Origin of the sequence: Rhodococcus sp. BP-349, assembly GCF_019835845.1 — a bacterium.
Lineage (GTDB): Bacteria > Actinomycetota > Actinomycetes > Mycobacteriales > Mycobacteriaceae > Rhodococcoides.
In genome coordinates this window covers 1,178,075-1,198,881 of sequence record NZ_JABUDR010000003.1, presented here as the reverse complement: position 1 = coordinate 1,198,881, position 20,807 = coordinate 1,178,075, and the positions used below count along the sequence as shown (strand labels likewise).

Here is a 20,807-nt window from a genome sequence, read left to right as displayed (position 1 = left end):
GGTCAGGCGTTGGAGGAACCGTCGTCCTGCGTCTCCAGTGCCGCGAGGGCCTCCCGGAGTGCGGCGGCCTCGTCGGCACCGACCCGACCCACGAAGTGGACCAGGGCCGCAGCCCGTCCGCCGGAGCGGTCGGCCTGCTGGAGGGCGTCGACCATGAGGCTGGCGACAAGCTCTTCGCGCCCATGTACCGGAGCGTACCGATGCGCGCGGTCGTCCCGCTGCTGGGTGACGAGCTTCTTCTTCGCCAGACGCTGCAGGACCGTCATGACCGTCGTGTAGGCGAGTTCACGCTTCGACGCCAGGGCCTCGTGGACCTGGCGAACGGTCTGCGGCTCCGAACTCGACCACAAATGTTCCATCACTGCTCGTTCGAGATCGCCCAGGCCTGCCATTCGACAGATGATACGGCCCCTCCGACGCAAATGCGTACTACACGACGTAGCAGCGGGTCGTCGCACGTGGGCGCGCCTGACCCGGCACGGAACCACGCGTCGAGAAGCGCCGCGCGGCTACTGTTGCGCCGTGGCATTCCTCGACACGTCGTTGGTCAGTGGACCGGTCCCGATCGTCGTCACGGTCGTCGGAGTGCTCGGACTCGTCTGGCTCGTGCTCGCGCGGCGTCGGCGGCACCTCACCCGCGCGGTCCCGGTGGCCGTCGCGGTGGCGGCCGTCCTCACGGTGGCGGCGTGGTTCGGTATCGAGAAGATCTGGCAAGTCTTTCCCGATCCCGTCGAGACGTCGGTGTACGTCTGGGTCGGTCTCGGAGTCCTGGGCCTGTTTCTCGTCGTGCCGCGAATGCTGGCCGCGACGCGGTGGTGGACCCGCGTGGTGACGGTGATCGCGACGGTGGCCGTGGTCGCGACGTCCGCGGTGCAGGTCAACCTCGTCTTCGACGCGTACCCCACCGTCGGCACCGCCCTGGGGATCTCGTCCGTGCAGGAGGTGAACGTCGACGACGTCACCGGCCGCACCGCCGACCCGATCACCGGTACACCTCTCGCGAGCGCGTGGACCGCCCCCGCCGACATGCCGACCGGTGGTCGCATCCTGGACACGCCGATCCCGGGCACGGAGTCCGGTTTCTCCGCCCGGAACGCGAAGGTCTATCTGCCGCCCGCGTACTTCACCGAACGCCGGCCGCTGCTGCCCGTCCTCGTGCTGCTCGCCGGCCAACCCGGAGCGCCCGACGACTGGCTCACCGGCGGCCGGTTGGTCCAGACGATGGACGCCTTCGCCGCCGATCACGCGGGTCTCGCACCCGTCGTGGTGGTGGCGGACGCGACCGGGTCCACCATCGCCAATCCGCTCTGCGTCGACTCTCCGCTCGGCAACGTGGCGTCCTATCTGGCGAAGGACGTGCCGGCGTGGGTGAACGCGACCCTGCAGGTGGACACCGATCCGGCGCACTGGGCGATCGGCGGGCTCTCCTACGGCGGTACCTGCGCGATGCAGATGACCACCAATTACCCGCAGCTCTACCCGACCTTCCTCGTTCTCTCGGGGCAACTCGAACCGACGTTGGGGGACAAGCAGCGCACGCTGGACGCGGCGTTCGGCGGAAGCGAGGCCGCGTTCGAGGCCGTGAACCCGATGAACCTCATGGCCACACGCCAGTACCCCACCAGCGCCGGCGCCTTCGTCGTCGGCGCCAGTGATCCCGATTATCAGAACTCGGCGAAGCAGCTGCTCGCCGCCGCACAGAAAGCCGGAATGGACGTGCGCTATGCCGAGGTCCCGGGTGGACACAGTTACGAGACGTGGTCTGCGGGCCTGAAGCTGGAGCTGGACTGGCTCTGCACTCGGCTGGGATTGACGTCGTGACCGCTCCGTCCGCCGAAGGATCTCCCGCACCGGGTCCGGTCGCCCGTGCGCGGACCGACGTCGCCGCGTGGTGGGGACGAACCCGTCGCCAGGGCGCCCGGTTGTGGTCCACGATCGCCTACGGCGCCAAGGGAGCCCCGGTCAGCCTGGCGCTGCTGGCCGTCATGTGGGTGGGCCTCGTCGTGCTCTCCCTCACCACGCGCAGCTATCGCAGCTTCCTCGACCACCACACCGCGCTGGGCATCGTTCCGATCGAGAACCTGCGGCTCTGGACCCCCGTCACGTCGGGGCTCTTCGCCGTGGGGGTGGCCGCCTTCGTCGTCGCCACCGCGTTGTTCCTCGTCGTGGCCGCGCCGATCGAGCACCGGATGGGTACCCGGCGCTTCGCGGTCGCCGTCCTGGTGACCCAGGTGGGCGGCTCGCTGCTGGGTCTCGCGCTGGCCGGTCTCGGGCAGTTGCTCGACGAGGGGTGGGGCTTCCAGCTCCATCTCGGTGTCACCTCGGGCCCCACGGCCTGGATCCTCGGCACCTTGATGGTGGCCAGCGCGAACATGGGAACGCTCTGGCGTCGGCGGGTGCGGGTGGGCCTCGTGGCGCTGACCGTCGTGATGGCCCTGTTCGGTGGCCATCTCGCCGACATCACCGCGCTCGGCTCGGTCGTGGTCGGCGCAGTGGCGGGTCCGTTGATCGTCGGACGATCCTCTCGCGCCACCCATCTCGCCGGTACCCGCCGCGAGGGTCGGGTGCTGGTGGCCCTCATCGTCGCGGCGTCCGCGATCGGCCCGATGATCGCTGCCTTCTCGCCCAATGCGGTGGGCCCGTTCGCCGTCCTGCGCGAACTGTTCCGCAGCCAGGAGTGGACGCTCGACGAGGTGAACCTGGTCTGTGGTGCAGATCCGGGGTCCACCGACTGCCGACGCGGGCTGCTCGATCTCCGACTCGGCGGAGTGGGACCGGTGCTGGCCAGCGTCATGCCCTCGGTCTATCTGCTGGTCCTCAGCGACGGACTGCGCCGCGGGCGTCGGTTCGCCTGGATCGGTGCGATGGTCTCGCAGGTAGTGCTCCTGGCCCTGGCGCTCGCCAACTACCTGATCCGCTTCGCCGATCTGGACAACGGCGACACGCTGTTCTACGGCGTCGCAGATCCGACGCTCTACCGCACCGCCGTCCCGTTCGTCGTCCCCCTGGCGGTCATGGCACTGCTGGTGGTCACGCGCACGAACTTCGACGTGTCCGCGCCTGCCGGTACGTACACGCGACTGTGGGCCACCGTGGTCGGGGCCGGCGCGGTTCTCGCCGTTCTCTACGTCGCCGTCGGCGCGCTGATCCGGTCCGGCTTCGACGGCAGCCCGGGAGTGCTGACGCTGCTCGGCGACTTCCCGCAGCGGCTCGTGCCCCCGGTTCTGCTGCAGTGGTTCGACCCGCCCTTCCTGCCGACGAGCTGGCTCGCCACCGTGCTCTACGAATGGACCGGCATCGTGTTCTGGGCGGTGCTGGTCGTCGCGACCGCGGGGTCGTTCGTGAGACCGGCGTACGGCGTGGAGACCGACGCCACCGAGCGCGCCCGGGCGGTGCTGACGAGCAGCAGCGGCAGCGCCCTGTCCTGGATGACGACGTGGCGCGGCAACCGGTACTGGTTCTCGCCCGACGGTCACAGTTATGTCGCGTTCCGGGTGATCTCGGGCATCGCCCTCACCACCGGCGATCCGGTGGGTCCGCCCGCGGACCGGGAGGCGGCCATCGTCGGCTTCTCCGAGTACGCCGCCGCGAACGGATGGTCGCCCTGCTTCTACTCGGTGACGCCGGACGTCGCGGCGATCACCGGCGCTCTGGGTTGGGAGAGCATCCAGGTGGGGGAGGAGACCGTGCTCCCGCTCGCGGATCTCGCGTTCACGGGCAAGAAGTTCCAGGACGTCCGCACCGCGGTGAACCGGGCGAAGAAGGCCGGTGTCGAGGCCGAGTGGATCTCGTTCCCGACGGCGCCGCTGGCGATCACGGACCAGATCACCGCGATCTCCGAGGAATGGGTCGCCGACAAGGGCATGCCCGAGATGGGCTTCACGCTCGGCGGCCTGGACGAGGTCGACGATCCGCAGGTCCGGTGCCTCATCGCCGTGGACGAGCAGCGCACCGTGCACGGCATCACCTCGTGGATGCCGGTGTACCGCGACGGCGTCGTCGTGGGCTGGACCCTGGACTTCATGCGCCGTCGGTCCGAGGGCTTCCGGCCCGCGATGGAATTCCTCATCGCGTCCGCCGCACTGTCCCTGCAGGAGGAGGGCGCGCAGTTCCTCAGTCTGTCGGGAGCGCCGCTGGCCAAGGTGGGCGATCCGACCGAGGACACGGCACAGACGTCGACACTCTCGGGGATGCTCGAGCGTCTGCTCGACGTCGTGGGCCGCACGCTCGAACCGGTCTACGGCTTCCGGTCGTTGCTGGCGTTCAAGTCGAAGTTCCAGCCGGTGTACGAGCCGATGTACATGACGTTCCCCGATCCGGCTGCGCTACCGAGCATCGGCAACGCCATCGGACGGGCCTACCTGCCGGACGTGTCCTTCGGTCAGAGTGTCCGGCTCGTGAAGACGATGATCGACCGCTGACCGTCAGGCCGGTCGGATGCCGGCGCCCGCCCGGACGTGGCGGGTGCCGATGGGCACGATCAGCGGACGATCGGAGACCGGGTCGTCGATGACGGCCGCGGACAGGCCGAAGACGTCGAAGAGCATCTTCTCGGAGATGACCTCGGACGGCGTACCGCTGGCGACGATCGCTCCCTCGTGCATGACCACGAGACGGTCGCTGTAGCGGACGGCCAGGTTGAGGTCGTGCAGCACCATCACCACGGTCCGGCCCATCTCGTCGTGCATCCGGTCCACCAGGTCGAGGACCTCGATGGAGTGCGCGAGATCGAGGTAGGTGGTCGGCTCGTCGAGGAGCAGGACGTCGGTGCCCTGCGCCAGTGCCATGGAGATCCAGGCACGCTGGCGCTGTCCTCCCGAGAGCTGGTCGACGGGACGTTCGGCGAGATCCTCGATACCGGTGAGCTTCAGCGCACGCGCCACCTCGGACTCGTCGTCGCGGGACCACTGCCGGATCCAGGACTGGTGGGGATGGCGGCCTCGTGCCACCAGGTCCGCCACCGTCAGCCCCTCCGGAGCGATCGGCGACTGCGGGAGCACCCCGAGAGTGCGCGCGACGTCGCGGGTCTTCATGTGGCCGATCGCCTTGCCGTCCAGCGTCACCTGGCCCTGGCGCGGGGACAGCAGGCGGCCGAGAGCGCGCAGCAGAGTCGACTTGCCGCAGCCGTTGGGTCCGATGACCGTCGTGACGACGCCGGTGTGGATCTCGAGGTCGAGCCCCTCGATGATGATGCGGTCGCCGTAGCCGACCGAGATGTTCTCCGCGGCGAGACGGTGCGGAGGTGTGGCTCCGGTGATCTCCGGATGCGCGTGCACGCTCATACTGTCGCCTTTCGGTTGACTCGGACCAGCAGATAGAGGAGGAAGGGTCCGCCGAGGACGGACGTGACGATGCCGACGGGGAGCTCGACCGGCAGAATCGTGCGCGCCACCAGGTCGGAGCCCACCACGGTGACGGCGCCGGTGAGGGCCGAGGCGATCAGCGGAGGCTCGGCGCACCGGGTCAGCCGCAGAGCGATCTGCGGCGCGGCGAGGGCCACGAATCCGATCGGGCCGGCGACGCTCGTGGCGATGGCGGCCATCGCGACCGAGATGACGAGCAGGACGGCCTGGGACCGCTGCACGTCCACGCCCAGCGAGCGGGCGGTGTCCGGTCCGAGCCGCATGGCGGACAGTCGGAACGACATGATCACCGAGCCCGCTCCGAGAACGACCACGGCGGCGGTGACGGGCCACACCTGCGACCACGTGGCGCCGGACAGCGTCCCGGTGAGCCACAGCTGGGCGCGGGTGACGTCGGTGATGTCGGCGTTGACCAACATCCAGCCGATCAGCGCGACCATCATGGCGTTGATCGCGATGCCCACGAGCACCAGCCGCATGCCCTGCACTCCGCCCCGCCACGACAACAGGTACACCAGCGCCGCGGTGAGCAGCCCGCCGACGAGAGCGGCGAGGGTCACGCCGAGCGTCGCGAACAGGCCTACGGCCGTGCTGGTGCCGCTCAGGACGATCAGCGAGATGGCGGCGACGCTCGCGCCGGACGTGATGCCGAGGATGTCCGGGCTCGCGAGCGAGTTGCGGGTGATCGACTGCATCAGCGCGCCGGAGACAGCGAGCGCCGCGCCGACGAGCGCGCCCGTGAGGGCACGCGGCAGGCGGAGGTCCATGACGACGAAGCGCTCGATCCGCGAGCCGCCGCCCACCAGCACGTTCACGACGTCCGGGATCGACAGCGGATAGTCGCCGCGCCCGACGTTCAGACAGAACACGAGGAACAGCACGATCGCGAGGCAGAGGGTGACGAGCACCCGAGCGGGGCGACGCACCGTGGACAGCGGGCCCAGGCGGAAGGCCGGGCGACCCGCCACCGACGGCGCGGTCACAGCGACACCAACGTCCGACGGCGTACCAGGGCGATGAAGAACGGCGCGCCGATCAGCGCGAGCACGATGCCGACCTGCAGTTCACCGGGCCGCACGACGACGCGACCGATGACGTCGGCGAGTACGAGCAGGACACCGCCCAGCGCGCCGGCGAACGGGAGCAGCCAGCGATAGTCCGGGCCGGTGATGGCACGCGCGATGTGGGGCACCACCAGTCCGACGAAGGCCACGGGCCCACACGCAGCGGTCGCCGCGCCGGTCAGAAGTGTGATGGCCACGATGCCGACGACGCGCGTGAGGGTGATGTTGGTGCCCAGTGAGCGGGCGACGTCGTCACCGAGGCTGATCGTGTTGAGGGCGGGCGTGCCCGCCACGGCGATGATCAGCCCGATGACGATGAACGGGAGCACGGTCCAGAAGATGTCCGGCCCGCGTCCCGAGACGGAGCCGACGACCCAGAACCGGTAGCTGTCGAGGGTGGTCTGATCGAGCAGCACCACCGCGTTGGTCATGGCCTGCAGGAAGAACGCGATCGCGGCTCCCGCGAGGGCCAACGACAGCGGGTTGGCCCGCGCCCCGCCCAGAGACGCGGTACCGAACACGACGATGCTGGCCGCGGCAGCGCCGGCGAAGGCGAACCAGAGGTAGCCACCGGGGGACGTGATGCCGAAGAGGTAGATCGCCATGACGACGAAGAAGGCGGCACCGGCGTTGAGGCCGAGCAACCCGGCATCGGCGAGCGGATTGCGGGTGTGGCCCTGGATCAGGGCGCCGGCGACGCCGAGTGCGATGCCCACGACGAGTCCGAGGATCGTGCGGGGGAGGCGTAGCGACCGGACGATCACGTCGGTGTCGGTCCCGGTGGCGGAGAACAGCGCGTGGAAGATCTCGGCGAAGGTGAGCGGCCGCGCACCGACGGCCACGCTCATGAGCGCGACGAGCACGATGGCGGCGACGAGGATGATCAGTCCGGAGGTGCGCCGTCGACGGGTCGCTGCCGAGGAAGTGTCCGGAGCGACCGGTGCGAAGTCCTCCGCGACCGCGACGGTGAGCCGGACGGTCTCGACACCGGGCTTCCGACGCAACGTCAGAGCAGGTCGGACGCCCACCGCGTCACCGGTCTCGGCGCCCCGCAGCACGAGGGCGAACAGGGACTTTCCGACGCTCTGTCCGGCGCGACCGTCCCGGAAGCCACGGTTCCACACCAGCACACCCGCAGCCGCGAGCACGGCGATGACGCCGAAGACCGCGCGGTCGACCTGGCCGCCGCCGTTGTCGTCGGCGAGCGATCGGACGACGACGAGGCCGAGCACGAGGGGGAGCAGGACGACACCGACGTCGACCGCTGCGGCTGCCGCGACGGTCACCCGGCCGGGCGCCCGCCGATCCGCGTCGGCGATCGAGTAGTCGCGATCGGGACGGACCGTGGTGCCGGGCTCGGGGAGGTCGTTCGAGCCGGGGTGAGATGCGAGAGGTCCGGACGCGGTGTCGGTCACGCGGTCCTCCTCGATCGGTGTGGTGGTGTCTCTCATGGAAGGTTACGCAAGCCTAAGCAGTCGTGTGGCGGCGCGGTCTCGCGGTGATGCGAACCACACCCGGTTGTGTTCGATGTGTTGGTTAGGCTTACCTTATGATTCGACCGGCCATGTGGATCGGTCGGTGTGTGTCACCGCCCGGGCACCCAGAGACGAGGAGTTCCATCCGATGACAGTCACGATCGACACCGTCGTCTCACCGCACGATCGTCGCGCCGCGGTGTCCACCGCCTTCCGGCACACCATGACCGCTCTGCGACACCTCGATCCGGAGGCCCCTCGCGTGTACGCCGTCGCGGACATGGCCGAGCAGAGCAAGCGTCGCTGGTGGTCGTTCGCCACCGGGCTCGAGTCGGGCCGCTTCGAGGCTCTCCTCCGCCGGTCGTCGCTCGACCATCCGGACCCGCGTCGTGCGGTGGACCAGGTGGCGGCCGCACTCGTGCACGCGGTCGTGGGACGTTCGGCCGCGGCGTTCGTCGGATGCGGACGCGTGTGGGATCCCGGCCCCGAGAATCTCTGGATCCATCTCGACAGCGACGTGGGCATCGACTGGGCGGGCGTGCGGGACACGGCGCTGCGCTCGGTGTCCGGCTCGGGCGCGACCGCGGGAACGGTGGTCATGCCGTGCGACGAGGCGCTCGCGGCCTGGACCGCGCATCGCGCCGCTCGCTCGCTCGAGGTCGCCGCGGCAGGGTTGTCCGCGCTCGGTCCTCTGGACGCCACGCAGATGAGCCGCATCGTGGGCGAGTCGGTCCTCGGCGCCTCGGCACGAGTTCCGTTGCTGGGTGGCGTGTCTCGTGACGGCGGCTGGCGCAGGGGGCAGATGCTCCTCGATGCGTTCGTCGACGCGGGGTGGCGCGTTCGGTTACGGCGACCTGCGTGACTTAGGCAAGGCTATCCTGTATAGTTCGAGCCACACCAACTTCGGATCGTGCCGACGTCCTGAGGGCTGCAGCGACGTCGGCGTCCGTGCCCCGGCGGGCCTCGCGACACACTGCGAGGCCCGCCGCTTCGTGTCCGTCCGCGTGATTCACTGAACGCCATGAGCGATGTGTCACCGTCGGTGTCGGACGAACTTCGAGAGCAGCTGGACAGCGGTTTCGGGAAGGTGCTGGGTCTGCAGTTCCGCGAACTGGGACCCGATCGGGTCACCGCGGAGTGGACCGTGCGCCCGGAACTCCTGCAGCCGTTCGGAATCGTGCACGGCGGCGTGCACTGCGCCGTCGTCGAGTCGCTGGCGAGCACGGCGGGCGCCCTGTGGTTGGGAGATCGCGGCCACGTCGTCGGAGTCAACAACACCACCGATTTCATCCGCGCCGCCCGCGAGGGCGTGCTCACCGCCGAGGCACTGCCCGTGCACCGAGGGCGGACTCAGCAGATCTGGACCGTCACCATCACCGATGCAGCGGACCGTCTCATCGCCCGCGGCCAGGTCCGACTGCAGAACATCGAGGACACGGGGCGGATCGGCGCGTCCTGACGCGCGTCCGGCGAGCGCGACGGCCGAGGTCGTGCCAGCATTGCCTGTCGCCGTCGTTCGCCGCGAAGGGAAGTGTCCCCCATGAGGTTGTCTCCGCACGAGCAGGAGAGGTTGCTGCTCAGCTACGCCGCGGAACTGGCGCGTCGCCGGCAGCAGCGCGGACTCCGGTTGAACCATCCGGAGGCGATCGCGCTGATCACCGACCACCTGCTCGAGGGCGCACGCGACGGGCGGTCCGTGGCGGAACTGATGTCGTCGGGCCGTGAGGTGCTGACCCGCGCCGACGTGATGGACGGCATCCCGGAGATGCTGCACGAGGTGCAGGTGGAGGCCACGTTCCCGGACGGCACCAAGCTCATCACCGTTCATGACCCGATCTCGTGAAGGAGTGCGCGTGATTCCCGGAGAGATCATCACCGAGGACGGGTCGATCGAGCTCAACGCCGGTCGTGCGTCGCTCACTCTCGACGTCGTGAACGACGGCGATCGGCCGGTGCAGGTGGGCAGTCACGTCCATCTCACGCAGGCCAACGCGGCTCTGACGTTCGATCGAGTCGCCGCGCACGGGAAGCGGCTCGACATCCCGGCGGGCACCGCGGTGCGGTTCGAACCGGGTATCGCACAGGAGGTCGTGCTCGTCGACATCGGCGGTCTCCGCGAGGTTCACGGCATCTCACTCTCCCCGCCCGGCGCACTGGACGACACGACGCCCCGGGACGGTCACTGATGGCGTACCTCGATCGTTCGCGCTACGCGGAGCTGTACGGACCCACCACGGGTGACCGGATCCGCCTGGCAGACACCGACCTGCTGATCGAGATCACCGAGGACCGCAGCGGTGGGCCGGGTCTCGCCGGCGACGAGGCCGTGTTCGGCGGCGGCAAGGTGATCCGCGAGTCGATGGGACAGTCGCGGGCCACGCGGGCCGACGGTGCGCCCGACACCGTCATCACCGGTGTCGTGGTGCTCGACCACTGGGGCGTGATCAAGGCCGACGTCGGACTGCGTGACGGACGGATCGTGGCGCTGGGCAAGGCCGGGAACCCGGACACCATGCCGGGAGTGCATCCCGGTCTCGTCATCGGGCCGTCCACCGAGATCATCGCCGGCAACGGCAAGATCCTGACCGCCGGCGCCATCGACTGCCACGTGCACCTCATCGCCCCCCAGCTCATGGAGGAGGCGCTCGGCGGTGGCATCACCACCATCATCGCCGGTGGCACCGGCCCCGCCGAGGGCACGAAGGCGACCACTGTGACCCCGGGTGCCTGGCATCTGGCGCGGATGCTCGAGGCCATGGACGGGTGGCCGCTGAACGTGGCGCTGCTGGGCAAGGGCAACACCGTCTCACCCGACGCGATGTGGGAGCAGTTACGTTCCGGCGCATCGGGATTCAAGCTGCACGAGGACTGGGGCTCGACCCCGGCCGCCATCGACGCGTGCCTGCGGGTCTGCGACGAGGCCGGTGTGCAGGCGGCGCTCCACTCGGACACGCTGAACGAGGCGGGCTTCGTCGAGGACACCCTCGGCGCGATCGCCGGTCGCGGCATCCACTCATACCACACGGAGGGTGCGGGCGGCGGGCACGCGCCGGACATCATCACGGTCGCCTCGCAGCCCCACGTGCTCCCGAGTTCGACCAACCCGACTCGGCCGCACACGGTCAACACACTCGACGAGCATCTCGACATGCTGATGGTCTGTCACCACCTCAGCCCGTCCATTCCCGAAGACCTCGCCTTCGCCGAGAGCCGCATCCGCCCCTCGACCATCGCGGCCGAGGATCTGTTGCACGACATGGGTGCCATCTCGATGATCGGCAGCGACTCGCAGGCCATGGGACGCATCGGTGAGGTGGTCATGCGGACGTGGCAGACGGCCCACGTGATGAAGAAGCGTCGTGGCTTCCTCGCCGGTGACCACCGTGCGGACAACAACCGCGCGATGCGGTACGTCGCGAAGTACACGATCTGCCCGGCCGTGGCGCACGGACTCGACGGCGAGGTCGGATCCGTCGAGCCCGGCAAGTTGGCCGACCTCGTGCTGTGGGAGCCGGCGTTCTTCGGTGTCCGGCCCCATCTGGTGATCAAGGGCGGCATGATCGCGTGGGCCACCATGGGCGACGCCAACGCCTCGATTCCGACACCGCAGCCGGAACTGCCGCGACCGATGTTCGGTGCGGCACCCAAGGCGGCGGCCGCCACGTCCGTGCACTTCGTCGCGCCACAGGCGCTCGAGGACGGGCTGGCCGATCGGCTCGACGTCGCGCGTCGACTCGTTCCCGTCGGGAACGTCCGCGGCATCGGGAAGGCACAGATGGTGAACAACGACGCGGTTCCCCGCATCGAGGTGGACCCGGACACCTTCACCGTCCGCATCGACGGCGACGTCTGGACCGAGCAGCCGGCGACGGAGCTGCCGATGGCGCAGCGGTACTTCCTGTTCTGATGGCGATTCCGCATTCCGGTGTCGGCCTCGCCACGTTGCTCACCCTCGCCGACTCACGGCTCCCGATCGGTGGGCACGTGCACTCGGGGGGAGTCGAGGAGGCGATCACCGAGGGACTCGTCCGGGACCTGCCGACCCTCGAGGCGTATCTGCTGCGGCGCATGCGCATCAGCGGCGCCGTCGCGGCGTCGGTCGCTGCCGCCGTGGCTGCCGGTGTCCTGCCCGCGGACACCGCCGATCGCGAGACCGACGCTCGCACGCCGTCTCCTGCGGCTCGCGCCGCGTCCCGCGCCCAGGGGAGGGGGTTGCGTCGCCTCGCCGAGACGGTATGGCCGGACCACGACTGGACGGCGGTCGGACGGCGCCCGCACCTGCCCGTCGTGGCGGGAGTCGTCGGTGCCGTCGCCGGCGCGGGACCGTACGAGACGGCGTCCGTGCAGATCTACACAGCCATGACGGGCGCCGCCATCGCGGCCCAGCGACTTCTCGCGTTGGACCCGGGCGCCGTGGCGGGGTGCACCGTGGCGCTCGCGGCCGAGTGCGACCGGATCGCGGCCTCGGTCGCACGCGCGCTCCCGGCTCTGTCCGACGAATCGGATCCGCTGCTGGACCACCTCGGCGAACGTCACGTCCGGCGCGAACGCCCCCTCTTCGTCTCCTGATCACCCCACAGAAAGAGAGAACACCCATGCCTCCGCATCTCATCGACGGCGAGCCCCACTCCCACGCCCTGGACCGGCCCAAGCGCGTCCGCACACCCGGAGAGGCGCTGCGCGTGGGTATCGGCGGGCCCGTCGGATCGGGCAAGACCGCTCTGGTGGCGGCGCTGTGCCGCCAGCTGCGCGAAGAACTGTCGCTGGCCGTGCTGACCAACGACATCTACACGACGGAGGACGCCGACTTCTTACGCCGTCACGCAGTTCTGCCGGACGAGCGCATCACGGCCGTGCAGACCGGCGGCTGCCCGCACACGGCGATCCGCGACGACATCACGGCGAACCTGGATGCCATCGACGACCTGGTCGACGCCAATCCGCCGCTCGATCTGATCCTCGTCGAGTCGGGCGGCGACAACCTCACCGCGACCTTCTCGTCCGGGCTGATCGACGTGCAGATCTTCGTCGTGGACGTCGCCGGCGGCGACAAGGTGCCGCGCAAGGGCGGTCCCGGCGTGACGTTCTCGGATCTGCTCGTGATCAACAAGACCGACCTCGCCCCCATGGTGGGTGCCGATCTCACGGTCATGGAGAACGACGCGGTCCGGGTACGTGAGGGTCGTCCCACGGCTCTGATCTCGCTCACGGAGGATCCTGCCGCGACGGTGGTGCTCACCTGGGTGCGCGAGCAGCTCGCTGCCGTCGCCGCCTGACGTGACGACGCACGGCGCCCTGCGCTCGACGGTGCTCGTCGTCGCGTCGCGGAGCAGGTCACCGCGCATCGAGGCGGTGGGTGGACTCGCCGTGCGGCGGACCGGTGTCGATCGGGTCCACCTCGTCGGCTCGGCTGCGACCCCGCTGGGTGGGGACACCATCGACGTCCGGATAGTGGTGGAGGCGGGGGCGCGGCTGCACGTGTGCAGTGTCGCCGCCTCCGTGGCGTTGCCCGGGCGCTCGACCGACGTGTCGCACGCGTCGTGGACCGTGGAAGTCGAGGACGGCGCCGAGGTGATCGTGGACCCGGAACCCACTATCGTCGCCGGATCGGCGGACCACCGATCGTCGGTGTCGCTGCATCTCGGTGACCGGGTACGCGCCGCCGTGCGCGAACGGATCCAGATCGGCCGCAGCGGGGAAGTGGACGGCCGGTGGTCGGGTCTCTTTCGAGTGGACGGTGCTGCCGGTCCGGTGCTCCGCCACCGACTCGACCTGGGTAGGGGCGCCGCGGGGCACGACGCGCTCTTCGCGCCGACCGCGTCGATCAGTACGTTGACCTGGCCGGAGTGTCTGGCGGAGAACCCTTCCGGAGACACCGTGACCGGTCTGGAGACGACGATGCCGATGGCCGGAGGCGGAACACTGTCCACCTGGCTCGGCCATCGGCTCCCGGTCACCCGGTCGGTCGCTGCGCTCTCGGCGCGGGAAGGTCAGCCCGCGCGCTTGGCCTCCGCAGTCTCTGCCACTCCGTCGTTCGCGGACGGTTCCTCACCCTGACGCTCCGCCGGCGTGGGTGAGGCACCGGAGGCGGCCCGCTTCTCCGTGCTGTCGAGCTGCTTGCTCTGTTCCGCTGCGTCGGCCGTGGCACCGGACTCGCGGTCCGCCGCCTTCGAGGTCGCCTCGACCGTGCGGGTGGGGATCGCCACGCCGTCGACGCGGTTCTCCTGCTCGAGAGTGTGGAGTTGCTCGATCGCGAGGCGCGCGAACACCTGCTGTTCGGTGGACGCCATCTGCGCCCGACCCTTGCCCAGGAAGGTGACGAACCAGGAGATCACCGTCGTCAGACGGTTACGGTATCCCACCTGGTAAAAGAGGTGGAGTCCGAGCCATGCGACCCAGGCGATGAATCCGCCGAACTCCAGCTTGCCGACCTTGCACACGGCGCTGAATCGCGACACGGTGGCCATCGATCCCTTGTCGAAGTACGAGAACGGCTTGCGCTCGGTCGGGTTCTGCCCGTCTAGTGAGGCCTTGATCTGCTTCACCGCGTACTTGGCGCCCTGGATCGCGCCCTGCGCCATACCGGGAACGTCCTTGACCGACATCATGTCGCCGACCACGAACACGTTGGGGTGGCCCTTGACGGTCAGGTCCGGCTCCACCACGACACGTCCCGCGCGGTCGACCTCGGTGCCGTCGGACTGGTCGGCGAGCTGCTTGCCCAGCGGGCTGGCCTGCACGCCGGCGGACCAGACCTTGCACTGCGCCTCGATCCGGCGCTCGGTGCCGTCCTTCTCCTTGACGGTGAGGCCGTCGTTGTCGACGCCGGTGACCATCGCGTTGAGCTGGATGTCGACGCCGAGCTTGGTGAGGCGCTTCGCGGCCTTCTCGCCCAGCTTCTTGCCCATCGGGGGGAGCACGGCGGGCGCAGCGTCGAGCAGCACCACCTTCGCGTCCTTGGCGTCGATGTTGCGGAAAGCTCCGTCGAGTGTGCGCGTCGCGAGCTCGGAGATCTGGCCCGCGAGCTCGACGCCGGTGGGGCCGGCGCCGACCACGACGAACGTCATCAGGCGCTCGCGCTCGGCCGGATCGGTGGACAGCTCGGCCTGCTCGAACGCGCCGAGGATGCGTCCGCGCAGTTCCAGGGCGTCGTCGATCGTCTTCATGCCGGGTGCGAACTCGGCGAAGTGGTCGTTGCCGAAGTAGGACTGCTGTGCGCCCGCAGCCACGATGAGGCTGTCGAACGGCGTCACGGTCTCGCGCTCGAGCAGCCGCGAGGTGACGGTCTTGTTCGTCAGGTCGATGGTCTCGACGTCACCCATCAGGACCTCGGCGTTCTTCTGCTTGCGCAGGATGACGCGGGTCGCGGGGGCGATCTCGCCGACCGAGAGGATGCCCGTGGCCACCTGGTAGAGCAGTGGCTGGAACAGGTGGTGGGTGGTCCGCGCGATGAGCGTGACGTCCACATCGGCTCGCTTGAGGGCCTGTGTGCCGAAGAGGCCACCAAAGCCGGAACCGATGACGACGACGCGGTGGCGCTTCTTCTCGTTCGTCTCGACGCTCATGTATCCGCTCCTAGATGTCTATGCGTTCTGAGCTCAACGGTAGTCTCCCCACCCCCGCGCGTCTCCGCGAGGCCGTCGTCAGGGGACGAGGACGTACTTGCCGCGCGGGTGGTGCGTCTGCAGTGCGCGGTGGGCGGTGGCCGCCTCCGTGAGGGGAAACGTCCCGGCCACCGTCACGGTGATCACCGATCCGGCCAACTCGAGCAGAGGTAGACGCGCCTCCTTGCGACGTGCGGCGCTCTCGCTGTTCCCGCCGCCCGCGGATCGGAAACCCTCGTCGGCTGCCCGACCGAAGGCAGTGATGGTCACGATGCGCGTCCGGTCCTGCACCACCGCCAGGGACACGTCGATCGCCTCGTCGGTGCCGGCCGTGTCCAGCGCGGCATCCACGCCGTCGGGCGCCGCGGTGCGTACCCGCTCGAGCAGACCGTCGCCGTACGCGACCGCGACGGCGCCGAGGGCGCGCACCGCGTCGAGGTTGCGGGGACTCGCGGTGCCGATCACCTGTGCTCCGCGGTGCAGGGCGAGCTGGACCGCCTGCGAGCCGACGGCGCCGGATGCTCCGTGGACCAGGACGCAGTCGCCCTCCCCGACGCTCGCGAGCTCCGCCATGTCGTAGGCGGTGGCCGCAGTGAGGGAGTACCCCGCCGCTTCCTCCCAGCCCAGCGCCTGCGGTTTCGGCAGCACCGCGTCGGCATCGACGAGAAGGCGATCGGCGTAGGCGCCGTCTGCCAGAACGATGACCTCGTCGCCGACACGGACGGGACCCGCCGGTCCGACGGCATCGCGCCCCACCCCGGACACGACGCCCGACGCCTCGCTGCCGAGGTGCAGCGGGAGTGTGCTCTCGTCCGTCCCGAACGCGCCGCTGTAGAGCTTGTGATCGAACGGATTGACGCCGGCGGCGCGAATGTCCACGACGACCTGTCCGGGACCCGGTTCGTCGACCACCTCGTCGCGGATCGCCAGGACGTCGGGTCCACCGAAGGCCGTGGCCACCACGGTGCGTGTCGTTCTCGGACCAGTCATACGAGGACCAACGGTGCCCGGTGCTCCGAATGTTCCCCGGGAGCGCCCCGCGTCGGCGGAGTGCTGATCCGACCATCGAGGAGAACCATCGTGCAGTTGGCAGTCCACTATCCCTACTTCACCCTTCCGGGTGGCCCCACGGCCACGGCGGGACTGCTCTCCGACTCCGCGCGCGCTGCGGAGGACGGCGGGTGCACGCTGTTCACGCTCATGGACCACTGGTTCCAGATGGAGAATCTGGCGACCGCGCAGGACCCCATGCTCGAGGGCTACACCTCGCTGGGCTTTCTCGCGGGCCGGACCGAGAGCATCCGCCTGGGTCTGCTGGTCACGGGCGTGACCTATCGGCATCCGGGGCTCCTGGCGAAGACGGTGACGACCCTGGACGTGCTCTCCGGCGGTCGAGCGATGCTCGGCATCGGCGCGGCCTGGTACGAGCGCGAGCATCGCGGTCTCGGTGTGCCGTTCCCGTCGACGTCCGAGCGGTTCGAGCGTCTGGAGGAAACGCTGCGCATCTGCAGACAGATGTGGAGCGACGACGACGGACCCTTCGAGGGCACGCACTACTCGCTGGCCGAGACGCTCTGCGAGCCGAGGCCGTTGCAGAATCCGGGTCCGCCCATCATGGTCGGCGGGTCGGGGGAGAAGAAGACACTCGCGTTCGTCGCGCGGTACGCCTCGCTGTGCAACCTCTTCGCTCCCGACCAGGAGACCGTGGCACACAAGCTCGACGTGCTGCGCGGTCACTGCGAGCGCGAGAACCGCGACTACGCGGAGATCGAGAAGACCATCATCACCTCGCTCGACCCGGTGGCCGACGAGGCCGGCTTCCTCCGGGAGATGGAGGGGTTCGCCGCGCTCGGAGTCGACACCGTGTGCGTGAGCCCGCAGGGACAGGACCCGGTGACCTGGACCCGGTCCGCCACCGCAGCCGTGGTCGACACACTCGCAGGATTGGAGAACTGACATGGACCTCGCGGGCAAGCACTTCCTGGTGACCGGCGCTTCCGGCGCTCTCGGATCGCGCATCACTCGCCGCCTGCTCGACGCCGGCGCCACCGTCACCGCGTCCGGCCGCTCGGAGCAGACGCTGGCAGGTGTCGACCTGGGCAGCGCGCACCTCGTGGCGTCGGACCTGTCTCACCCCGCGGCCCCGGCCGACCTGATCGCGGCGGCCAAGAGCCACACCGGAACGCTCGACGGCGTTGTGATCGCCTCGGGCGTGGTGGCGTTCGGACCCGCGGCCGAGGTGGACGACGACACCGTCGACGATCTGCTGCTGGTGGATCTGCTGGCGCCACTGCGGCTGGTGCGATCGGCACTCACCGAGGTGGAGTCCGGCGGCGTCGTCGTCAGCATCAGTGGGGTGATCGCGGAGAAGCCCGTCGGCGGGATGGCGGCGTACTGCGCGGCGAAGGCCGGCATCAGCGCGTTCGTCGAGGCGGCTCGACCGGAAGCGCGTCGGCGGAAGCTGCGGGTCGTGGACGTACGTCCCCCGCACACCGAGACCGGTCTGGCAGGGCGCGCGATCGCGGGTACGGCGCCCACCATGCCGGACGGTCTCGATCCGGACGCGGTCGCCGACCGGATCGTCAAGGCCGTCGTCGACGACGAGAAGGACCTGGCATCGACCGACTTCGGCTGAGTCGGGTCAGAGAGCGCCGCGGCGGACGGTGGTGGGTGTCGCGTTCCACCACCGTCGGCACGCGCGAGTGAAGGCGGACTGCTCGGACAGTCCCACCGCGGCCGCGATCTGGCTCATCGGCAGCGACGTCGTCGTGAGGTACCGATGGGCTTCCGTGCGGCGCACCTCGTCGACGATCGCGGCGAACGACGTTCCCTCCCCGGCCAGTCGGCGTTGCAACGTCCGCGGGTGCAGGTTCAGCAGATGTGCGGCACCGTCGATGTGCGGTGGCGTGGTGCCGAGGGACTGCTGCAGGATGGTGCGCACCCGCGGCGCCACCTCGGTGGTGGGTCCGGCACCTTGTCGGGCGAGGAAGGCGAGGGCCAGCCGTTTGAGGTTCGAGTCCCCGCCGTGGAGCGGTCGGTTCTGGAGTGTGGCCGGGACCCGGAGGACGGCAGCGGGACGGCCGACGCTGACCGCGACGCCGAAGAAGTTCTCGTAGACCGACACCGGAGCCGCCGGCACGTAGGGGAGCTCGACAGAGCGGAGCCCGTACGACCCGCCGACCAGTGCGATGGTGGCGCGGTGGAGGAACCCGAGCCCCATGTCGGTGCCCTGGACGGGCGCGACGACCCCGGGCTTCGTTCCGTACCGCAGCGCGACGATCCCCGGCGTCCCGTACGGGTCGGGTTCGGCACGCAGGCTGAGCGACTGGGCATGGATGAACAGGTAGTGCTCGGTGCACTCGAGTGCCTCGCCCACGGTCGAGGAGTTCTGGATCGCGAGTGCGAGCGGCCCGAGCATGCCGAGATCCTGGCGCCGTGCGATCCGCAACCCCAGATCAGGGCACGCCAGCTCCGCCGCGGCGATCTCGAGAACCGCGGCCATGGCAACGTCCTCGACGAGGAGGTCGTCGGCGTCGAGCGCGTCCACGGGCAGCCCCGCCGCGACCGCGTACGCCTCGGCGTCCCCGCCCAGTTCGGCCACGGTCGCGCGGAAGCCGCGGAGACCGGCGGAGCGGATGGCGGGCACAGCGCTCACCTTGGGGTAGCTGTCGTCTGAAGTCAACTAGTTGTCGTGTGGTGTCAAGCCATCGGGTGGTGGCACGAGGACACTGGAGTCATGACGTCCACCACCGATCGACTCGACTCGTCCCCGACCGACACCACCCTCGAGCATCTCGACGTGATCGTCGTCGGCGCCGGGCTCTCCGGCGTCGGTGCGGGCTACCGCCTGTCGACGGAGCATCCCGGCAAGTCGTGGGCCATCCTCGAGGCGCGGTCCTCGATGGGCGGCACCTGGGATCTGTTCCGCTACCCCGGTGTGCGCTCGGACTCCGACATGTACACGCTCGGCTACCAGTTCAAGCCGTGGCGCGAAGCGAAGTCCATCGCCGACGGGCACTCGATTCTGTCGTACATCGAGGAGACCGCTGCGGAGTTCGGGATCGACGAGCACATCCGGTACGGGACCCGCGTCGTCGGCGCGGATTTCTCCACCGCGGAGGCTCGCTGGACCCTGACTCTCGACGTGACCGACGAGTCGGGCACCTCGCAGCAGCAGATCACCTGCGGCTTCCTGTACTGCTGCTCGGGCTACTACGACTACGCCAAGGGCTACAACCCCGACATCCCGGGGCTCGACACGTTCGAGGGCACCGTGGTGCATCCCCAGTTCTGGCCCGACGATCTTGACTACGCCGGCAAGAACGTCGTCGTGATCGGCAGTGGCGCCACCGCGGTGACTCTCGTGCCGTCGATGGCGCGCGACGCCGGTCACGTCACGATGCTGCAGCGTTCACCCACCTGGATCAGCGCGGTCCCCGGACGGGACAAGCAGGCGGACAAGATTCGTGACCTTCTCCCGGCTGGTCTGGCGCACAGCGTGATCCGGGTCAAGAACATTCTGTTCAGCACCGGCTTCTATCAGTTCTGCCGGCGTCGTCCGCAGGCGGCACGGAGGCTCCTCACCAACCTCTCGACCAAGATCCTGGGTGACGAGAAACTGGTGGCCGAGCACTTCACGCCCGAGTACAACCCGTGGGATCAGCGACTGTGCGCCGTCCCCGACGCCGATCTGTTCAAGGCGATGAAGAAGGGGAAGGCGTCGGTGGTCACCGACCGCATCGCCTCCGTGCGCCCCGACGGCATCGACCTGCAGTCGGGCGCCTCGTTGCCCGCCGACGTGATCGTCACGGCGACGGGGCTGCAACTGCTCGCCTTCGGCGGCATCGAGCCCAAGGTGGACGGCGTGACCGTCGATCTGTCGAAGCAGTTCGTGTGGCAGGGCGCCATGATGACAGGTGTGCCCAACTTCGCCATCTGCATCGGATACACCAACGCGTCGTGGACTCTGCGCGCCGATCTGACGTCGCGTCTCGTGTGCCGCGTGCTCGGCTACATGGACGACAAGGACTTCGCGTCCATCGTCCCGCAGCCCGACGGCCCGCTCGAGGAGCGTCCGCTGCTGGACCTGCAGTCCGGCTACGTCCAGCGCTCGATCGACGCCTTTCCCCGGCAGGGCGATCACGGCCCGTGGCTGGTGCGTCAGAACTACATCCTCGACTCCATCACCACGCTGCGGGGCGACCTCGGCAAGACCCTCTCGGGTACGCCGCGTCGGTCGGTGCGACGCGCCGCCGGGGTCGCCTGACCTCGACGCGCAAATGACTCGTCGTCGACGCACAG

At 69.4% G+C, this 20,807-nt stretch carries 19 protein-coding genes and 1 pseudogene; 13 read left to right on the top strand and 7 right to left on the bottom strand.

The annotated features are described in order from the left end of the window. Nucleotides 1-2: 2 nt before the first annotated feature. Complete coding sequence (locus HQ325_RS21955; RefSeq protein ID WP_027505427.1) at nt 3-392, bottom strand: BlaI/MecI/CopY family transcriptional regulator; 390 nt, start codon at nt 390-392, stop codon at nt 3-5. 130 nt (nt 393-522) lie between these two features. On the opposite strand from HQ325_RS21955, the gene HQ325_RS21950 reads away from it, so the two are divergent. Both HQ325_RS21950 and HQ325_RS21945 read left to right on the top strand, forming a co-directional pair. Further along, nucleotides 523-1,821 carry an alpha/beta hydrolase-fold protein gene (locus tag HQ325_RS21950; RefSeq protein ID WP_308014583.1) on the top strand — a complete coding sequence of 433 codons (1,299 nt, stop codon included), beginning with the start codon at nt 523-525 and terminating at the stop codon, nt 1,819-1,821. Next, nucleotides 1,818-4,421 (top strand): bifunctional lysylphosphatidylglycerol flippase/synthetase MprF, encoded by a 2,604-nt coding sequence (locus HQ325_RS21945; protein ID WP_374107251.1) that lies wholly within the window; start codon nt 1,818-1,820, stop codon nt 4,419-4,421. Before HQ325_RS21950 ends, HQ325_RS21945 begins: the two co-directional genes overlap by 4 nt. A 3-nt stretch (nt 4,422-4,424) precedes the next feature. Here HQ325_RS21945 and HQ325_RS21940 read toward each other — a convergent pair whose 3' ends face one another. From HQ325_RS21940 to HQ325_RS21930, 3 genes are read right to left on the bottom strand one after another with little or no spacing between them, the layout of a single operon-like run. Next, nucleotides 4,425-5,282 carry an ABC transporter ATP-binding protein gene (locus HQ325_RS21940; RefSeq protein ID WP_056444458.1) on the bottom strand — a complete coding sequence of 286 codons (858 nt, stop codon included), beginning with the start codon at nt 5,280-5,282 and terminating at the stop codon, nt 4,425-4,427. Then, complete coding sequence (locus HQ325_RS21935; RefSeq protein ID WP_308014585.1) at nt 5,279-6,346, bottom strand: iron chelate uptake ABC transporter family permease subunit; 1,068 nt, start codon at nt 6,344-6,346, stop codon at nt 5,279-5,281. The genes HQ325_RS21940 and HQ325_RS21935 overlap by 4 nt, the downstream gene beginning before the upstream one ends. Further along, nucleotides 6,343-7,878 carry an iron ABC transporter permease gene (locus tag HQ325_RS21930; RefSeq protein WP_222632427.1) on the bottom strand — a complete coding sequence of 512 codons (1,536 nt, stop codon included), beginning with the start codon at nt 7,876-7,878 and terminating at the stop codon, nt 6,343-6,345. The genes HQ325_RS21935 and HQ325_RS21930 overlap by 4 nt, the downstream gene beginning before the upstream one ends. Nucleotides 7,879-8,050: 172 nt before the next feature. On the opposite strand from HQ325_RS21930, the gene HQ325_RS21925 reads away from it, so the two are divergent. From HQ325_RS21925 to HQ325_RS21890, 8 genes are all read left to right on the top strand, one after another. After that, nucleotides 8,051-8,764, top strand: a complete 714-nt coding sequence (locus HQ325_RS21925) for a hypothetical protein (protein WP_156380490.1) — start codon at nt 8,051-8,053, stop codon at nt 8,762-8,764. Between the two features lie 159 nt (nt 8,765-8,923). After that, nucleotides 8,924-9,361 carry a PaaI family thioesterase gene (locus HQ325_RS21920; RefSeq protein WP_222632425.1) on the top strand — a complete coding sequence of 146 codons (438 nt, stop codon included), beginning with the start codon at nt 8,924-8,926 and terminating at the stop codon, nt 9,359-9,361. 81 nt (nt 9,362-9,442) lie between these two features. Then, nucleotides 9,443-9,745: an urease subunit gamma gene (locus HQ325_RS21915; RefSeq protein ID WP_027505419.1), complete on the top strand. Its 303-nt coding sequence runs from the start codon at nt 9,443-9,445 to the stop codon at nt 9,743-9,745. Nucleotides 9,746-9,755: 10 nt separating this feature from the next. Further along, nucleotides 9,756-10,088 (top strand): urease subunit beta, encoded by a 333-nt coding sequence (locus HQ325_RS21910; RefSeq protein WP_222632423.1) that lies wholly within the window; start codon nt 9,756-9,758, stop codon nt 10,086-10,088. Continuing rightward, nucleotides 10,088-11,809, top strand: a complete 1,722-nt coding sequence (locus HQ325_RS21905) for an urease subunit alpha (protein WP_222632422.1) — start codon at nt 10,088-10,090, stop codon at nt 11,807-11,809. The genes HQ325_RS21910 and HQ325_RS21905 overlap by 1 nt, the downstream gene beginning before the upstream one ends. Next, nucleotides 11,809-12,471 carry an urease accessory protein UreF gene (locus tag HQ325_RS21900; protein ID WP_222632421.1) on the top strand — a complete coding sequence of 221 codons (663 nt, stop codon included), beginning with the start codon at nt 11,809-11,811 and terminating at the stop codon, nt 12,469-12,471. Before HQ325_RS21905 ends, HQ325_RS21900 begins: the two co-directional genes overlap by 1 nt. A 26-nt stretch (nt 12,472-12,497) precedes the next feature. After that, nucleotides 12,498-13,178: an urease accessory protein UreG gene (gene ureG / locus HQ325_RS21895; RefSeq protein ID WP_027505415.1), complete on the top strand. Its 681-nt coding sequence runs from the start codon at nt 12,498-12,500 to the stop codon at nt 13,176-13,178. A 1-nt stretch (nt 13,179) separates the two neighbouring features. Next, nucleotides 13,180-13,959, top strand: a complete 780-nt coding sequence (locus HQ325_RS21890; protein ID WP_308014586.1) for an urease accessory protein UreD — start codon at nt 13,180-13,182, stop codon at nt 13,957-13,959. A gap of 169 nt (nt 13,960-14,128) precedes the next feature. Here the strand turns inward: HQ325_RS21890 and HQ325_RS21885 are convergent. Together HQ325_RS21885 and HQ325_RS21880 are read right to left on the bottom strand one after the other, a co-directional pair. Further along, nucleotides 14,129-15,467: pseudogene (locus tag HQ325_RS21885) on the bottom strand (NAD(P)/FAD-dependent oxidoreductase); the annotation flags it as partial. Between the two features lie 78 nt (nt 15,468-15,545). Next, nucleotides 15,546-16,496 carry an NADP-dependent oxidoreductase gene (locus tag HQ325_RS21880; RefSeq protein WP_222632419.1) on the bottom strand — a complete coding sequence of 317 codons (951 nt, stop codon included), beginning with the start codon at nt 16,494-16,496 and terminating at the stop codon, nt 15,546-15,548. 90 nt (nt 16,497-16,586) lie between these two features. Between HQ325_RS21880 and HQ325_RS21875 the strand changes: the two genes are divergently transcribed. Next, nucleotides 16,587-17,462: an LLM class F420-dependent oxidoreductase gene (locus HQ325_RS21875; RefSeq protein ID WP_222632418.1), complete on the top strand. Its 876-nt coding sequence runs from the start codon at nt 16,587-16,589 to the stop codon at nt 17,460-17,462. Nucleotide 17,463: 1 nt separating this feature from the next. Further along, on the top strand, nt 17,464-18,141 hold the full coding sequence (locus HQ325_RS21870) for an SDR family oxidoreductase (protein WP_222632417.1): 678 nt from the start codon (nt 17,464-17,466) through the stop codon (nt 18,139-18,141). Nucleotides 18,142-18,147: 6 nt separating this feature from the next. On the opposite strand, the gene HQ325_RS21865 is transcribed toward HQ325_RS21870, so the two are convergent. Next, entirely contained in the window at nt 18,148-19,188 is a 1,041-nt protein-coding gene (locus HQ325_RS21865; RefSeq protein WP_261769395.1) for an AraC family transcriptional regulator, read from the bottom strand. 54 nt (nt 19,189-19,242) lie between these two features. Here HQ325_RS21865 and HQ325_RS21860 point away from each other — a divergent pair, with 54 nt between their 5' ends. Further along, nucleotides 19,243-20,772 carry an NAD(P)/FAD-dependent oxidoreductase gene (locus tag HQ325_RS21860; RefSeq protein ID WP_222632416.1) on the top strand — a complete coding sequence of 510 codons (1,530 nt, stop codon included), beginning with the start codon at nt 19,243-19,245 and terminating at the stop codon, nt 20,770-20,772. The last annotated feature ends 35 nt before the right edge of the window (nt 20,773-20,807 follow it).

Coding starts and splice junctions, on each gene's coding strand:
- HQ325_RS21870 (WP_222632417.1), top strand. CDS start 17,464: ATGGACCTCGCGGGCAAGCACTTCCTGGTGACCGGCGCTTCCGGCGCT.
- HQ325_RS21900 (WP_222632421.1), top strand. CDS start 11,809: ATGGCGATTCCGCATTCCGGTGTCGGCCTCGCCACGTTGCTCACCCTC.
- HQ325_RS21930 (WP_222632427.1), bottom strand. CDS start 7,878: ATGAGAGACACCACCACACCGATCGAGGAGGACCGCGTGACCGACACC.
- HQ325_RS21860 (WP_222632416.1), top strand. CDS start 19,243: ATGACGTCCACCACCGATCGACTCGACTCGTCCCCGACCGACACCACC.
- HQ325_RS21955 (WP_027505427.1), bottom strand. CDS start 392: ATGGCAGGCCTGGGCGATCTCGAACGAGCAGTGATGGAACATTTGTGG.
- HQ325_RS21920 (WP_222632425.1), top strand. CDS start 8,924: ATGAGCGATGTGTCACCGTCGGTGTCGGACGAACTTCGAGAGCAGCTG.
- HQ325_RS21915 (WP_027505419.1), top strand. CDS start 9,443: ATGAGGTTGTCTCCGCACGAGCAGGAGAGGTTGCTGCTCAGCTACGCC.
- HQ325_RS21880 (WP_222632419.1), bottom strand. CDS start 16,496: ATGACTGGTCCGAGAACGACACGCACCGTGGTGGCCACGGCCTTCGGT.
- ureG (WP_027505415.1), top strand. CDS start 12,498: ATGCCTCCGCATCTCATCGACGGCGAGCCCCACTCCCACGCCCTGGAC.
- HQ325_RS21940 (WP_056444458.1), bottom strand. CDS start 5,282: ATGAGCGTGCACGCGCATCCGGAGATCACCGGAGCCACACCTCCGCAC.
- HQ325_RS21905 (WP_222632422.1), top strand. CDS start 10,088: ATGGCGTACCTCGATCGTTCGCGCTACGCGGAGCTGTACGGACCCACC.
- HQ325_RS21925 (WP_156380490.1), top strand. CDS start 8,051: ATGACAGTCACGATCGACACCGTCGTCTCACCGCACGATCGTCGCGCC.